At 71.8% G+C, this 15,205-nt stretch carries 9 protein-coding genes; 3 read left to right on the top strand and 6 right to left on the bottom strand.

Going from position 1 to position 15,205, the window contains the following annotated elements:
• The first annotated feature begins 179 nt into the window (after positions 1–179).
• Entirely contained in the window at positions 180–1,574 is a 1,395-nt protein-coding gene (locus tag MFF58_RS10735) for an amidase family protein (RefSeq protein WP_238287189.1), read from the top strand.
• Between the two features lie 244 nt (positions 1,575–1,818).
• Here MFF58_RS10735 and MFF58_RS10730 read toward each other — a convergent pair whose 3' ends face one another.
• Genes MFF58_RS10730 through MFF58_RS10710 form a run of 5 tightly spaced genes read right to left on the bottom strand, consistent with a single transcriptional unit; the run spans position 1,819 to position 9,397 of the window.
• Positions 1,819–2,724 carry an NmrA family NAD(P)-binding protein gene (locus MFF58_RS10730; RefSeq protein ID WP_238287186.1) on the bottom strand — a complete coding sequence of 302 codons (906 nt, stop codon included), beginning with the start codon at positions 2,722–2,724 and terminating at the stop codon, positions 1,819–1,821.
• The gene (locus MFF58_RS10725) at positions 2,721–3,863 is read right to left on the bottom strand and encodes a M20/M25/M40 family metallo-hydrolase (protein ID WP_238287185.1); all 1,143 of its coding nucleotides are present in this window, start codon (positions 3,861–3,863) and stop codon (positions 2,721–2,723) included. The genes MFF58_RS10730 and MFF58_RS10725 overlap by 4 nt, the downstream gene beginning before the upstream one ends.
• Positions 3,860–5,332 (bottom strand): M81 family metallopeptidase, encoded by a 1,473-nt coding sequence (locus MFF58_RS10720; RefSeq protein ID WP_238287183.1) that lies wholly within the window; start codon positions 5,330–5,332, stop codon positions 3,860–3,862. The genes MFF58_RS10725 and MFF58_RS10720 overlap by 4 nt, the downstream gene beginning before the upstream one ends.
• A 31-nt stretch (positions 5,333–5,363) precedes the next feature.
• The gene (locus tag MFF58_RS10715) at positions 5,364–7,856 is read right to left on the bottom strand and encodes a penicillin acylase family protein (protein ID WP_238287181.1); all 2,493 of its coding nucleotides are present in this window, start codon (positions 7,854–7,856) and stop codon (positions 5,364–5,366) included.
• A complete protein-coding gene (locus MFF58_RS10710) occupies positions 7,853–9,397 on the bottom strand; it encodes an acetolactate synthase large subunit (protein WP_238287377.1) in 1,545 nt (514 codons plus the stop codon). The genes MFF58_RS10715 and MFF58_RS10710 overlap by 4 nt, the downstream gene beginning before the upstream one ends.
• A gap of 220 nt (positions 9,398–9,617) precedes the next feature.
• On the opposite strand from MFF58_RS10710, the gene MFF58_RS10705 reads away from it, so the two are divergent.
• The gene (locus MFF58_RS10705; protein WP_238287179.1) at positions 9,618–11,219 is read left to right on the top strand and encodes an ABC transporter substrate-binding protein; all 1,602 of its coding nucleotides are present in this window, start codon (positions 9,618–9,620) and stop codon (positions 11,217–11,219) included.
• 5 nt (positions 11,220–11,224) lie between these two features.
• Positions 11,225–12,619, top strand: a complete 1,395-nt coding sequence (locus MFF58_RS10700; RefSeq protein ID WP_238287177.1) for an amidase — start codon at positions 11,225–11,227, stop codon at positions 12,617–12,619.
• Positions 12,620–13,163: 544 nt separating this feature from the next.
• Here the strand turns inward: MFF58_RS10700 and MFF58_RS10695 are convergent.
• Positions 13,164–14,855, bottom strand: a complete 1,692-nt coding sequence (locus MFF58_RS10695) for a methyl-accepting chemotaxis protein (protein ID WP_238287175.1) — start codon at positions 14,853–14,855, stop codon at positions 13,164–13,166.
• Between the last annotated feature and the right edge of the window lie 350 nt (positions 14,856–15,205).

Genomic DNA, 15,205 nt, shown 5'->3' with positions numbered 1-15,205 from the left:
GCTTAAGTATTTCCGCTGCAGCGCGGCAAGCCTTTGCCGATGTTGGCGATCCCAACATGCTCAAAAAAGCGGCCTCACGCTTGCATTATGAATAAGGTGACCGTTCCAGCCGGACGCCCGCGGACGGCGTGATTCGCAAAGTCCGATTCGCCCCCCAGGGGCACGCGAAAGGAATGTCCATGCAGCTCTGGCGTCTGACGGCGACCGACCTCGCGGCGCTAATCCGTTCCGGTCAGGTCTCGGCCCGCGAGGCCGCGCAGGACGCCCTCGGCCGGCTCGACGCGGTCAACGGCCGGATCAACGCCGTGGTCGAGCACCGTCCGGAAGACGTGCTGGCCCAGGCCGACGCGGTCGACGCCGCGCGGGCGCGCGGCGAGACCCCGGGGCGCCTCGCGGGTGTGCCGGTGACCGTGAAGGTCAATGCCGATCAGCGAGGTTTCGCGACCACGAACGGGCTGCGCCTCCAGCGCGACCTCGTGGCCGACGCCGACAACCCCGTGGTGGCCAATCTCCGCCGCGCCGGGGCGGTGCTGCTGGGACGGACCAACACGCCAGCCTTCTCGCTGCGCTGGTTCACCACCAACCAGATGCATGGTGAGACCAAAAATCCGCGCGATCCCGCGCTGACACCCGGGGGCTCGTCCGGCGGAGCCGGCGCCGCCGTCGCGGCCGGCATCGGGGCGATCGCCCACGGCACCGACATCGCCGGCTCCGTGCGCTATCCGGCCTATGCCTGCGGCGTGCACGGCCTGCGCCCGAGCCTGGGACGGATCCCGGCCTGGAACGCGACCTCGCCCGAGCGCGGGATCGGGCCGCAGCTCATGGCGGTGTCGGGGCCTCTCGCCCGCAGCATCGCGGATGTCCGCCTCGGCCTGGATGTCATGGCCGCGTCCGATCCCCGCGACCCGTGGTGGGTGCCCGCACCGCTGGAAGGTCCGGAGCGGCCGCGGCGGGTCGCCCTGTGCGTGCGGCCCGGCGGTCTCGCCGTCGTACCCGAGGTCGAGGCCGCCCTGCGGGACGCCGCGCGGCGCCTCGCCGAATCCGGCTGGGCCGTCAGGGAAATCGACGACACGCCGCCGATCCGGGAGGCGTGCGAGATCCAGCTCCAGCTCTGGCTCGGCGACGGCTACGCGGCGGTGCGCGAGGCGGCCGAGCGCGAGGGCGATCCCGCGGCCATCGGACTTCTGGAGAGTTTTCGGGCTCGGGCCGAGGCCATGCCCCCCGACGCCATCGCCCGGGCGCTGACCCGGCGGGCGACGCTGGCGCGGGAGTGGTCGCTGTTCCTCGCCGACAACCCGGTGCTGCTGGTGCCGGTCTCGGCCGAGCTGCCCTTCCCGGACGGGCTCGACAGCACCGGGGATGCCGGCATCGCCCGGGCCTTCGAGGCGAATCTCCTGCAAGTCGGATTGGCCCCGATCGGCGTCCCGGCGCTGACCGTCACCACAGGGCTCGTCGGGCGCACGCCGGTCGGCGTTCAGCTCGTCGCCGCGCGCTACCGAGAGGATCTGTGCCTCGCCGCGGGGTCGGCGATCGAGGCGGCCGGCGTGCCGGAGATGCCGGTCGAGCCGGTCTGAAGCGAACGGCCGCACCGGCAGGGAACGGGCTTCCGACGGCTCGCTTACACGATCGATATTGGCGCCAGATCCGGTGCCGGTGATCCTCACGGCCGGATGTATCGGCTGCACCCTGACGTGTCTGCTGGCGGCGCCATTGGCTCGATGCTGGCCGCGGCGCGGTTCCTGGGCGGCGGAACCGTCGGGGGCCCGCGCGGCCCCGGCCGAGCGTCGCGGCCCTCGGCCGGGGCCGCGCGGGATGGGCTCAGCGGCGGCCCGCGGTCAGGAATTCGCGGACATCGGTCCAGCGCAGGTCGGGATAGCGGTCAGTGTCGAGGGGGGTGAGCTGTGCCCGCCCGTCGAACATGTCGCGCAGGTACTGCATACCCTGCCACGCCGGGAACACCGCGCCCCGGCCCGGCGCGACCGTGCGCGTGGCCCGGATCATCAAGTCCAGCAATCGCAGGCTTCCGCCGCGCAGCGGCCGATAGCGCGTGCCGCGAACCGCGCTCACCGCGTCGGCCAGCTCCCGGACACTGAAGCTGTCGCCGGCGACGCGCAGCCAGCGCGGGGGATCGGGGTCCAGGGCGGCGCGGGCCGTGAAGGCGGCCGTGTCGGCCTTCGTGGTGAAGTCGAGGCGCTGATCGGCGCTGCCCCAGTAGAGCACCCGGTGCAGGCCGTGGAGGATCAGCGGCGCCTGCCCGGCGAGCAGTTCCATGAAGGCGCCGTTGAGCACCGAGGTCGCCCGGATCGGCGCGGCGTCGAGGCGTTCCCGGAAGGCGCGGCGTAGGTCGAGGTTGCGGTTCCCGCCCGGCACCGTCTTGGCGTAGTCGATCGAGAAATCGGACGGAATGAAGCGCGGCACGCCGGCGCGGACGGCTCCCTCCAGCAGAACGGTCTGTGCGTCGAGGATCGTCGCGCTCAGCCCGTTGAAGGCCGAGACCACGCAGTCCGCGCCCATGCAGGCGGACTGCCAGCTACCGGGACGTCCGGCGCCCGCCTCCGCGATCCGCACGCCGAGAGCGGTCAGCGGTGCGACCCGCACCGCCCCGGTGCCGGGCCGGACGATCGCCGTGACGGCGGCGCCCTCCGCCACCAGGGCCCGCACGATCCGCAGGCCGAGATCGCCGGTCGCGCCGGCCACGGCGACCCGTGCGGGTTCCGGGCTCACGGCGCGTCCTGGGCGCCGAGATGGGTGAGCAGCGCCGCGAACAGCCGCGCCCGCTGGGGCAGCGTATCGATCAGCACGTGCTCCTCCAGGGTGTGATAGCCCTGGCCCAGCGGCCCGAGGCCGTCGAGCGTCGGGATACCGTTGGCGCCGGTGAAGTTGCCGTCCGAACCGCCACCGGCGCTGCGATGGGGCAGGGGCTGGCCGAGCGCCTCGCTCAAGCGGCGCGCCCGCTCATAGAGGGCCATCGTGCCGGCATCCGGTTCCCAGACCGGCCGGGTCACGCCCCGGGTCACGGTGAAGCGGACGCCGTCCTCCTCGCCCGACAGGGCCAGCATCCGCGCGACGCCGCGGTCGAGGTCGGCCTGGCGCTTGGCCATGCTGAGCGCCTGCCCCCGGCAGATTGTCGGGACGCAGTTCACCCACTGCCCGCCCGAGACGATGCCGGTCGAGACGGTGCAGTCGGAATCCGACAGCGCGTCGATCGCGAGGATCTTGCGCGCCATCGCGCGGATCGCGGAGCGCCCCTCGTGGGGCGACGCCCCGGCGTGGCTCGGGCGGCCCGTCGCCTCCAGGTCGAAGCGCGCGATGGCGTAGCGGCCGGTGACCACGCCGTTCTCGGGTTGACCCGGCTCGGGGACCAGCACGACGGCGTGGCGGGCGGCCTCGGCCTCGATCAGGTCGCGGGTCGAGGGACTGCCGACCTCCTCGTCGCCGGTGAACAGCACGGTCACGGGCAGCGGCGTCTCGATCCCGGCGACCGCCAGGGCGCGGATCGCCGCCAGGGCGATGAGGTTGCCGCCCTTCATGTCGAGGATGCCCGGCCCGAAGACCCGGTTCCCCTCGATTCGCCACGGCAGGCTCCCGAGCGTCCCGACCGGATGCACCGTGTCCAGATGACCGAGCACCAGGATGCCGGGCGCATCGCGGTTCCTGTGCGGGAAGCGGGCACGCACGCAGTCGCTCAGGCCCATCCGGCCGGGGATCGTCTCCACCGCCGCCCCCGCGACGGCCAGGTCGCGGGCGGCGACGCTCATCATCCGGTTGACGGCCGCCGCGTCGTGGGTCGGGCTCTCGCACTCCACCCAGGGGCGCAGGGCCGCCAGAAGCCCGGCGGCGTCGAAGTGAAGCTCCGGGATCATCGGGCGGTCTCCGCGGCGAAGGGATCGGCGACCCGCGGCCAGTAGAGGCCGGATCGCTTGGTGTACGGGATCGCGCCGTAATCCGGCGGGACGGCCCCAGGTGCCGCGACGTAGCGCACGTCGCTCGCGATGGGCGCGAAGGCGGCGTAGAAGTGCTGCATCGACTTCACCACGACGATGCGCTTGTCGTCGAGGGTCAGCCCGAGGCCCGTGAAGGCGTCGGGCGCGAAGGCCTGCTGGCGCTTGTGGGTCAGAACCACGTGGATGCCGTCCGCCTCCACCCAGGCGGCGGGGCCGAGATGGGCCCGGCCGCCGCTGAGGCCGGTCTGACTGTAATCCTCCGAGAGGCCGCGCACGGTGACGCGCAGGTCCACCGGGTCGCCCGAGGTCACGCCGCACTTACCGCCGATCCGCAAGCTGAAGCGCGCTCCGAGCCCGGCCTCGTGACAGATGCCCACCGCCCCGGGATCCCAGATCAGGCCGAGCGCCGCGCCCGTCACGCCCCGCTCCACGAGGCGGGCCAGGATTGCGGTGTTGTCGGAGGGCGCGCCCGCACCGGCATTGTCGGCGAAGTCCGCCAGCACCATCGGGCGCGGGTCCGACGAGGCGAGGGCCAGATCGATGGCCGCGTCGATCGTGTCGCAGCGGCTCGCCGCTTCCTCCCGCATCGCCCAGACGGCGCCGGCGAGGTCATCGGCCAGCGCCTGGGCCTTGCCGGCATCGCCGTCGGCGACGACGAGCATCCGGGCGCCGACATCCGCCACATCGCCCCACGGGAAGCCGTGCCCGAAGGAGACCGACAGGATCCCGTCCCGGCCCTCCAGCGCCTCCATCCGGCGCACGAAGCCCGCCACCGGCTCGCGGCTCGTCCGCCACATGTTGATGATCCGGCAATCCGCATACGCCATGACCGGCCGGATCTCCTTCGCCACGGTCCGGACCACCAAGGGATAGAGGTCGCGGGCGCGGTCGACGATGTCGGTGTGCGGGTATTCCTTGTAGATCACGATGATGTCGGCGCGCCTCCGCATCGTCTCGGTGAGATGGCAGTGGAGGTCGAGCTCGACGCCGATCACGGCCTCCGGCCCGACGACGGCGCGGACCCGCTCCAGGGTGTCGCCCTCGCAGTCGTCGTAGCCTTCCGCCACCATGGCGCCGTGCATGAACAGCAGCACCGCGTCGACCGGCATCGCGGCCTTCAGATCCTCCAGCAGGGCATCACGCAGCTCCTCGTAGACGGCCCGCAGGGTGATCCCTCCGGGCTGCGCGAAGGTCGACAGACTCTCGACGACATCGTGCCCGTCCGCTTCGGCCAGCGCGCGCCAGGCCTTGAGGCCGATGTTGCTGAGGCTCGGCGGGTTCCGGCTGCCGTCCCGGCGGGCGTAATCCGCTTCGAAGGCCGCACGGCCCGTGGGCAGCGGCGCGTAGGTGTTGGTCTCGGTGGCGAGGCCCGCGATGAAGATCTTCAAGGTCCTGTCCCACTCCCTCCCGGCCGCCGGATCAGCCGGGGCCCGGGCTCAGCGTGATGATCGTCTCGGTGGCCGCGTCCACGGCCGCGCGGCCATAGAGCATCGGCACATGGTCCTGCCGGCCCCAGACCGGGGCGAGGTCGGCATAGTGCCGGCTTCCCGGGTCGCCCGACTGGCCAGGCACGTTGATGAAGACCGACTTGTCCCAGTTCCCCACATCCACGACCATGCGGAACGAGGCGCCGTGGGTGAGCCGGAACGTGTCGGTCCGGTACTCCGCGTGCATGACCGATGCCGCGGACCCGCCCACGGGCAGCGGGCCGACATCCCAGCCAGGATGAGGCCGCAGGGCGGTTAGCGGATGGGCGAACAGGGCCTGGTGCAGGCGCCCCCAGGACCAGCCGGCCGGGGATTCGGGAAGGGCCGCCATGTCCGCGTCTCTCCCGCCGCCCTCCGCGAAAGGGGGAGCGGACGCGTCAGCTTCTGCTTCGTGACGTTGCTGCTCCCCGGCGGCTTCCGCATCCGGCCGGAGCCGGCCCATGGGATCGGCGCCCATTCGGTCCAGGCAGTCCCGGAACGCAGCGCCCAGCGTCTCCGTCAACAGGCCGTCGCACGCCGCCGAGTCGAGACCGGACTCCAACCGCTCGATCAGGCTCTGCGTGTCGCCGGGCGGCAGCAGGCGGCGGGTGGGGACGTCCGGCACGAACGCGGCGAGCAGCGCCGGGCGCAGGTGACGGACCCAGAACACCTCGATGAAGGCCGCCGCCGGGGAGTCCGGGTGCAGTCCGCCGTCGAACGCGGCCAGCAGGGCCTGCGCCGAGGCGACATCGGGATCGGCACCCGCCGGCATCGCCCGGACCAGTTCGGCGAGCCGCAGGGCCGGCTCGGAAACCTCGTCGCCCTGGAGCGCCCGCGAGTCCGCGAGGCTGTGCCGCGTCTGTCCGCCGAGCACAGCCCGGATGCGGCGGTCGCGCCAGGGCTCGGCCCACTCGAATCCGACCTTCCGATCGTCCGCCGGAAAATCCGGCGGCAGGTTCATCGCGTTGGCCGTGGCGAGCCAGCCGGATTCCGGATCGATGCTGCGGGGCAGGGTCGCCGGATCGTGGAAGCCGGCCCAGTCGTAGCGGCCGTCGCCGGGAACCGGCAGCAGGCCGTCATGGGCCGGCCGCACGGGCGCCCGGCCGGCCATGAACCACGCGATCCGGCCCGTCACGTCGGCATAGAGCTGGTTGACGGACGGCGCCGACCAGTGGCGCAGGGCCTCGCCGAAACGGTCAGGCGTCGTGGCGCCGAGATAGGCGAGACTGCCGAGATAGGCGGCAGCGCCGGGCTCGGACCAGACGGTCCGCAGCGCGAAGGCGCGCCCCGCGTCCTCGCGGATCACCGGTCCGTGCCGGGTGAAGGCCAGCATCACGGTCGCGTCCGGGCCACCGCGCACCGGAATGGTTTCCGGGACCCGAACGATCCGGTCCCAGCCGTCGCCGTACCGGTAGCGGTCCGGATCGGCCGGGTCGGTCTCGCAGACGAACAGATCCTCCTGGTCCATCGGCGCGATGGTCAGGCTGAAGGCGGCGTGTCCGTTATGGCCGATGGAGATGCCGGGGAGCGCCGGCTCGCCGGCCCCGATCACGTCGAGCCCCGGCGCGGTGAGGTGGACCGCGTAGCGCAGCGACGGCTGCAGATAGACCCGGTGCGGGTCGCTCGCCAGGATCGGGCGGCCGGTGGCGGTGCGGGACGGCCCGACCACCCAGTTGTTCGAACCCTCGGCGGGCTCCCGGGCCTCGGCCCGCTTGCCCCGCGTGACGGCGCCGTGCGCGTCGACCTTGCTCCAGGCCCAGGCCTCGTCCCGGGACGCCGCCGAGCGCTCCGGGGAGAATCCGACGGCCGCGGTGGCGAGGCGGAAGTCGTCGAGGAGATCGTCCGGCCAGTCGGCGGCGCCGAGCCCGTCCGGCACCACCGGGTCGTGCGGCGGGCTGATCCGCTTGCGCAGGTCGTCGGCGGCCAGCCCCTCTTCGCGGGATGGCGCGCGCGCCAGCACCCGGGCGCGGGCGACCTCGGACAGGACGTTGCGGATGAGCCCGTGGCTGCGGATGCGCACCACGTCGTCCGCCTGCCACCGGGCGGGGCGCGTGTCCGTCAGGGCGAATTCCGGCGGCAGCGCGTCCGGCCGCGACTCGGTGAGCCCCACGTAGGCGTTGACCCCGTCCACGAAGGCCGTGACGATCGCCTGGGTGTCCTGAGGCCCGTAGGCGGCCCATTCCGCCGCCATGTCGCCGCGGTAGAGGAACAACCGGGCGGCACGGTCCTGGGCGAGGTAGCCGGGCCCGAAATCCGCCGCCAGCAGGCCGAGGCCGCGCTTGCGCCAGAGGTCGAGCTGCCAGAGCCGGTCCCGGGCGGCGTTGAACCCCTGGGCGCGGAAGGCATCCAGGACGGTTCCGGCGCGGATATGCGCCAGCCCCCAGCGATCGACGCGGATCTCGACGGGACCGTCGAGCCCGGGCAGCCGGTAAGTCGCGTCGCTCACAGAGCCACTTCGATGAGGTGCGGACCTTTGGTGGCCAGCGCGTGCTGGAACGCCGCGATGAAGTCGGGCAGCGTCTCGACGCGCACCCCCTCGACCCCGAACCCCTTGGCGAGGCTCACCCAGTCCACCGCCGGCTCGTCGAGGCTCAGCATGCTGAGCGCCTTCGGGCCGGGGTTGAGCGCGCCGACATTGGCGAGTTCCGCCCGCAGGATCGCGTAGGAGCGGTTCGACCAGACCAGCGTCACCACGTCGAGGTGCTCGCGGGCCTGGGTCCAGAGCGCCTGGACCGTGTAGAGCCCGCTGCCGTCGGCCTGGAGGTTGATCACCTTGCTGTCGGGACAGGCCACGGCCGCGCCGGTCGCCATCGGGATGCCCAGCCCGATCGAGCCGCCGCTGAGCTGCAGCCACGTATGGGGCGCCGCATCCCGGGTCAGGGCGAAGAAGTTGCGGCCCGTGGTGATCGATTCGTCGCAGATCACGGCGCCCTCCGGGATCAGCGCGCCGAGCACTTGCCCGATCGTGTCCTGGTCAAGAGGGCCGCCGGTCGGGAGCTTCGGGCGCGGGGCGACGGAAACCGGCCCCGCCGGCGGGGCCGCGACCGCCTCGGCGAGCCGCTCCAGGGCGTCGATCTGGTCCTCCTCGGGGGTGGCCAGCGTGATCGTCGTGCTGCCCTCGGGCGCCAGCAGGCTCGGCTTGCCGGGATAGGCGAAGAACCCCACCGGCGGGGTCGCGCCGATCAGGATGACGTGGCGGAAGTCCTTCAGCGCCGCGATGCCCTGGTCGATCGGGTAGGGCAGGCGCTCGACCGGCACGGTGCCGGCGCCGCGGTCGATCCGCGAATTGGACGTCATCGCCATGATCTGCGCGCCGGTCTTGCGGGCGATCCGGTCGGCGAGCACCCGACCCTCGTTCCGCACCGCCCGGTCACCGAGATGCAGGAGCACCGGCTCGCCGCTCCGGAGCGCCTCGACGGCCGCCGCGACGGCCTCGTCGCTCGCCCGCGCCCGCTCGGGGATGGCGGGCACCGGCGCCGGACCGGTGCCGGGATCCCAGGCGGTGTTGGCCGGCAGGATCAGGGTGGCGACCTGCCCCGGGGCGGTCCGGGCGGCCGCGATGGCGGCGGCGCCGTCCGGACCGATCTCGCCGGCGCTCATGCCGGTCCGCACCCAGGACGACATCGGCCGGGCCAGCCCCTCGATATCCGAGGTCAGCGGCGCATTGTATTCCCGGTGGTAGGTCGCATGCTCGCCGACGATGTTGACGACCGGCGTGCGCGCCTTCTTGGCGTTGTGGAGGTTGGCCAGACCGTTGGCGAGGCCGGGCCCGAGGTGGAGCAGCGTCGAGGCCGGCTTGTCGGCCATGCGGGCGTAGCCGTCCGCCGCACCGGTCGCCCCGCCCTCGAACAGGAACAGGACGCAGCGCATGCCCTCGACCCGGTCGAGGGCGGCGACGAAGTGCATCTCCGAGGTGCCGGGATTGGTGAAGCAGACCTCGACCCCGCCGTCCACGAGGGTCCGGACCAGGCTCTCGGCCCCGTTCATGGTGCTCGGCGTTCCATCGCTCACGGGCGGCTCCCTCACGGTCCGGCCCAGCCTGGCCGGCGACTCGAATTTTTTATTATCGTGGCGCAGGCGACGCGACGCGCAAGGGGCGGAGCCTGACACCTCCTCTTCGCCTGAAGCGGGGCCTAGACTCCTGACTGGCACGGGATTCGCGCAGGAGTCGCGGTTGCCGCGCCGCAGCCTCGACGAATGGAAGCCCATGACAGTTCGCCGCCTGATTGTCGCCGCCCTCGCCGGAACGGTCGTCCTGACGGGACCGGCCAGCGCCGAGAGCGTGTTGCGCATCGCCATGACGGCGACCGACATTCCGACGACCACGGGCATGCCCAACAACGGCTTCGAGGGCATGCGCTTCCTCGGCTACCCGATCTTCGAGGGGCTGGTGCAGTGGGACCTGAAGAGCACCACCCAGCTCGCCGGACTGGTCCCGGCCCTGGCCGAGCGCTGGGAGCAGGATCCGAACGACAAGGCGGTCTGGACCTTCCACCTGCGTCAGGGCGTCCTGTTCCATGACGGAACTCCCTTCAACGCCGACGCGGTGATCTGGAACCTCGACCGCTACTACAGGAACGACAGCCCGCAATTCGAGGCCCAGGGCGCCGGCATCACCCGCGCCCGGGCACCGCTGGTCGGCAGCTACCGGAAGATCGACGACGCCACGGTCCAGATCACCACCACCCAGGCCGCCTCGTACTTCCCCTACATGGTCGTCTACCTGCTGTTCACCTCGCCGACCTCCTTCGAGAAGGCGGGGCGCGACTGGAGCAAGGTGGCGGCCCTGCCGGCGGCCGGGACCGGACCGTTCAAGATCACCCGCGTCGCCCCGCGCGAGGCGGTCGATCTCGCCCGGAACGACGGCTACTGGGATCCGGACCGGAAGGCCAAGGTCGACAAGGTCCGGCTGATGCCGATCCCGGAGGCGAATGCCCGGGTGGCGGCGCTGCGATCCGGTCAGGTCGACTGGATCGAGGTGCCGGCGCCCGACGCGATTCCGTCGCTCAAACAGGCGGGCTTCACCATCACCACGGGCTCGTACCCGCATGTCTGGCCGTACTTCTTCAACATCGGCGCCAAGGACAGCCCGCTGAAGGACGTGCGCGTCCGGCAGGCCCTGAACTACTGCATCGACCGCGCCGGCATCGTCGAGTTGCTGAACGGGACGGCGGAGCCGGCCTCGGGCTGGCTCAACGACAGGGACCCGAATTTCGGCGCGCCGAAGAACCGTTACACGTTCGACGCCGCCAAGGGGAAAGCGCTCCTCGCCGAGGCCGGCTTCACCGACAAGAAGCCCTTGAGCTTCAAGGTGATGATCTCGTCCTCCGGCTCCGGCCAGATGCTGCCGATGCCGATGAACGAGTACCTGCAGGAGAACCTCAAGCAGGCCTGCAACGTCGACGTGACCTTCAACGTGGTCGAATGGCAGGTGCTGTTGAACTCCAGCCGGGCGCTGCCGGACGCGCCGAGCCTCCAGGGCTCGATGGCGCTCAATGTCTCCTCCCCCTCCTCGGACGTCGCCGTCATGGCCCGCTACTTCGCGGACGACCGGCTTCCGCCGAACGGCTTCAATTTCCCCACCTGGAAGGACGAGGCGTTCAACGCGGCCCTGAAGGCCCTCGCCGAGACCACCGACGCTAAGGTGATCGACGCGCAGACCAAAGCCGCCCACGAGCGCCTCGTGGACGATCCGCCCTGGCTGTTCGTCGTCCACGACCTCAATCCCCGCGGGATGTCCAAGAAGATCCACGGCTTCGTCTCGCCGCAATCCTGGTTCGTGGATCTCACCCTCGTCAGCGTGCAGTAAGATCCATGTCCGACATCGATCCCGCATTCGCCTCCGCCGCCGAACTCGGCCGCGCGATCCAGGCGCGGACGCTCTCCCCGGTCGACGCGGTGGACGCGCTGCTCGGCCGGATCGACCGGCTGGAACCGAAGCTCCAGGCTTTTACGGAGGTCCTGTCCGCCGACGCGCGCCTCGCCGCCGAGGGCGCCGACCGGGCGATCCGGTCGGGGCACGGGGTGGGACCGCTCCACGGGGTGCCCGTGGTGCTCAAGGACCTGATCGACCTCGAAGGCCGGATCACCATGGGCGGCTCGGCGGCCCACCGCGCACGCCGGGCCGCGCGCACGGCCACGATCGCCCGGCGCCTCATCGGCCAGGGCATGATCGTGCTGGGCAAGACCCATACGGTGGAGTTCGCCTATGGCGGCTGGGGCACCAACCAGCATCTCGGCACGCCCCGGAACCCCTGGGATCCCGAGACCCCGCGCACGCCGGGCGGGTCGAGCAGCGGCACCGGCGTCGCCGTGGCCGCCCGGATGGCGCCCTGGGGCATCGGCACCGACACCGGCGGATCGGTGCGCCTGCCGGCCGCCTTCTGCGGGCTGACGGGCCTCAAGGTGACGGTCGGGCGCGTCTCGACCTGGGGGATCGTGCCGCTCTCGACCACGCTGGACACGCCCGGCCCGCTCGCCCGCACGGTGGAGGACGTCGCGCTCCTGTACGAGGCGATCTCCGGCCCCGATCTCCGCGACCCGACGACCCGCGGCATCGCACCGGACGCGCCCTGGCCAGTCCTGAACCGCGGCGTGCGCGGCCTGCGGCTCGGCCGCATGCCGGCCGCCGAACGCGAGGGCGTCGCCGCGGACATGCTGGCGGCCTACGACGCGGCCCTCGACCTGCTGGCCGGGCAGGGGGCCGAGATCGTCGACGTCGCCCTGCCGTTCCGGTTCAGCGACTGCGTGGCGATGAGCCAGATCACCAACGCCGAGGCCTATTTCGTCAACGGCGCCCTGGCGGAGGATCCGTCCGCGCCGCTCGGTGATGCGGTGCGGGCCCGGATCCTGGCCGGCGCGCAGGTCCCGGCCCAGGATTACCTCGCCACGCTGCACCGCCGCGCCGCGATGAAGCTGCATTATGCGGCGGCGGTCGAAGGCATCGACGCCCTGCTGACACCGACGACGGAATGTGCGGCCGTGGCGCTCGCGGAGGTCGACGAGGCGCACCTGCCGTCCCGCTTCACCCGGTTCGGCAACCTGCTCGACCTGTGCGGGCTCTCACTGCCGAACGGCTTCACCGCCACCGGGCTGCCGCTCTCGCTCCAGATCGTCTGCCGGGGCTACGACGAAGCCATGGCCCTGCGCATCGGGCAGGCCTACCAGCGGGTGACGGACTGGCACCTGCGGCGGCCGCCGATCGGCTGACAGGGTTCGCTCGCCGCTCTCGCGTGGACGCCCCTGCGGCGTCGGCGCGAGGACAGCGACGTGCCGTGCGGCGAGCTGGGCGGTTGAAGCCGGCGGACCCGGGATTCGGCTATGGGAGCCTGAACCAGGCGATTGAACCGCGACGATCCGCCTTCCGGCACCCTGCCGGGCGGACCGGCGCTCATGCGATCAATTCGTCGGCCCGCGCGACGCGGCTTGCCGGCAGGTCGATGCCGGCCGCGGCAGCAGAAGCCAAGTTGATCACGCGCTTGAAGCGCGGCGGCTGATAGAACGGCTGCTTCTTCTTCGGTCAGCCAGCGTTCTGCCGTTTGTGCAGCGATTGACCCCGGGGCGGCGGGATCGCCGTTGCCGGTCCAGTTCGCCTCCGAAACCTCGCGCGGGACTGGTGAGAGCGGACGTTGCCGGTTCATGGCGACCCCGGAGGAGCAGGGGATCGAGAGGGGCGTGCGCCATGAAGCAGCCCGCCGCGGCGATTGCCGGGCGGGCTCCTGGTGGGGCAGGACGGGGCAGATGAAGCGCCGGCTCAGGCCGCCTTCACGCCGGCCAGGAAGGTGGAGACCTCCCGGGTCAGGCTCTCCGCATGGCGCGCCAGCTCCTGCGCGGAGCCGAGCACCTGCGTGGCGGCGGCGCTGGTCTGGCCGGCGCCCGTCCGCACCGAACCGATGTTGTGGGTGACCTGCTCGGTGCCGCGGGCGGCTTCCTGAACGTTGCGGGTGATCTCCTGCGTCGCCGCGCCCTGCTCCTCCATGGCGGCCGCGATGCTCGCCGCGTAGGCCGACATCTCGCCGATGACGCGCCCGATCTCCTGGATGTCGCACACCGCCTCCCGGGTGGCGGCCTGGATCTCGGCGATCCGCTCGCCGATCTCGCCGGTCGCCCGGCCGGTCTGGCCGGCGAGTTCCTTCACCTCGGTCGCCACCACGGCGAAGCCGCGGCCCGCCTCGCCGGCCCGGGCCGCCTCGATGGTGGCGTTCAAGGCCAGCAGGTTGGTCTGGCTCGCGATGTCGGTGATCAGCGACACGGCCGAGCTGATACGCTCGGCGGTTCCGGTCAGCCGCTGGACCGTCGCGTCGGTCCGGTGAGCGGTCTCGACGGCCTGACCGGCGATGCGGGACGACTGGCTCACCTGATGCACGATCTCGGCGACGGAGGCCGACATCTCCTCGCTGGCCGCGGCCACCGTCTGCACGTTGGCCGAGGTCTGCTGCGCGGCACCGGCCGCCGAAACGCTCTGATGCGTCGTCTCCTCGGCGGTGGCCGTCATGGCGCGGGCGGTCGCCTCCATCTCGGTGGCGGCCCCGGCGAGGCCCTGGGTCAGCACCGAGACGCTGTCCTCGAAGGCCCGGGTCAGCCTGTCCAGAGCGTTGGCGCGGCGCATCTTGGCCGCGCTCTCCACCTCCTGGGCAGCCGCGAGGGTACGCGCCTGAAGGGCGTTCTCCTTGAACACCTGCAGCGAGCGGGCGAGCGACCCGACCTCGTCCCGACGCTCGGTGCCGATGACCGGAACGTCCAGGTCACCGGACGCCAAGCGGCTCATGGCGGAGGCCATTCCGTTCAGCGGCCGGGCGACGCCGAAGCCCGCGATGGCGGCCAGGAGGCCGGTCGCGGAGAGCAGTCCGATCGCGGCCAGGATCGTGAGCGTCATCGTGGCGGAGGCGGCGACCGCGGAGGCGTTGTCCTCCGCGTCCTTGAGATCCTGCAGGTTGGCGGCGATGCGCGCGTTGAGCTCGTCGATCAGCTTGAGGCGGACGACGCGGCTGGTGTTCGCCGAGATCTCCAGGGCCGACCGCTTGTCGCCCCGCAGACCGAGGCCGATGCCCTTCTCGACGGAGGCGACATACGCCACCAGCTGGTCCTTGATCGCCGCGTTCACGGCGCGGCGCTCCGGCGACCCGCTGAAGGCGATCAGTTCATCGGCCTTCGCCAGGGCCTCGCGCTTGTTCACCTCGAACTGGCTGGCCTGCCGGGCGAGCACGGCGGGGTCCGTCTCGATGATCACGTTCTTGTCGCGGATCGTCATCTCGTCGACCGCGAAGGCGAGCTGCTGGACCCGGATGGCGCGGGCCGCATTGATCTCGACGATGTCGTGGGTGTTCTGATCCAGCGTGTTCAGCTTGGCACGGGCCAGCAAGACCATACTCAGCGCCACGCCGATCAGGATCGCGACCGGGATCGCGAGCTTGCCGAGGAGCTTCAGGTTTTTGAGGAGGTTCATCCGATTGGCAGCACGGGAACAGGCGCGAATATCAGCACGGTCCCATCGCGACTGACGATCTGTTCTCAGACTACAACCTTAAAGCGACATTAAACTGCTATACAGCGGGGCATGGTCGGCACCCGAGTCGACGACCGGACGCATCCCGCCGGCCTCGATGCACCGGATCGCGGCCGGCCAGGGCCCGAGACGTTCCGGCATGACGACGTGCCTCGCGCACGGTCGATCCCGGATACGGGGCGCAGCGGTCGCGATGGCCATGCCGCATGCCCCGATCGCAGCCGGTCCCGCGAGACGCCGGTTATGGGGCCGCGTTCGATCGATCCGGACGACCGTCCGGCGCAGGCACC

This window comes from Methylobacterium longum (assembly GCF_022179385.1).
Classification (GTDB): Bacteria; Pseudomonadota; Alphaproteobacteria; order Rhizobiales; family Beijerinckiaceae; genus Methylobacterium; species Methylobacterium longum.
This window is presented reverse-complemented; position numbering and strand designations above follow the sequence as displayed.

What these genes read in the sequence shown, in the direction of transcription:
- MFF58_RS10735 (WP_238287189.1), top strand. Translation starts at nt 180, where the DNA reads ATGCAGCTCTGGCGTCTGACGGCGACCGACCTCGCGGCGCTAATCCGT.
- MFF58_RS10725 (WP_238287185.1), bottom strand. Translation starts at nt 3,863, where the DNA reads ATGATCCCGGAGCTTCACTTCGACGCCGCCGGGCTTCTGGCGGCCCTG.
- MFF58_RS10710 (WP_238287377.1), bottom strand. Translation starts at nt 9,397, where the DNA reads ATGAACGGGGCCGAGAGCCTGGTCCGGACCCTCGTGGACGGCGGGGTC.
- MFF58_RS10705 (WP_238287179.1), top strand. Translation starts at nt 9,618, where the DNA reads ATGACAGTTCGCCGCCTGATTGTCGCCGCCCTCGCCGGAACGGTCGTC.
- MFF58_RS10700 (WP_238287177.1), top strand. Translation starts at nt 11,225, where the DNA reads ATGTCCGACATCGATCCCGCATTCGCCTCCGCCGCCGAACTCGGCCGC.
- MFF58_RS10695 (WP_238287175.1), bottom strand. Translation starts at nt 14,855, where the DNA reads ATGAACCTCCTCAAAAACCTGAAGCTCCTCGGCAAGCTCGCGATCCCG.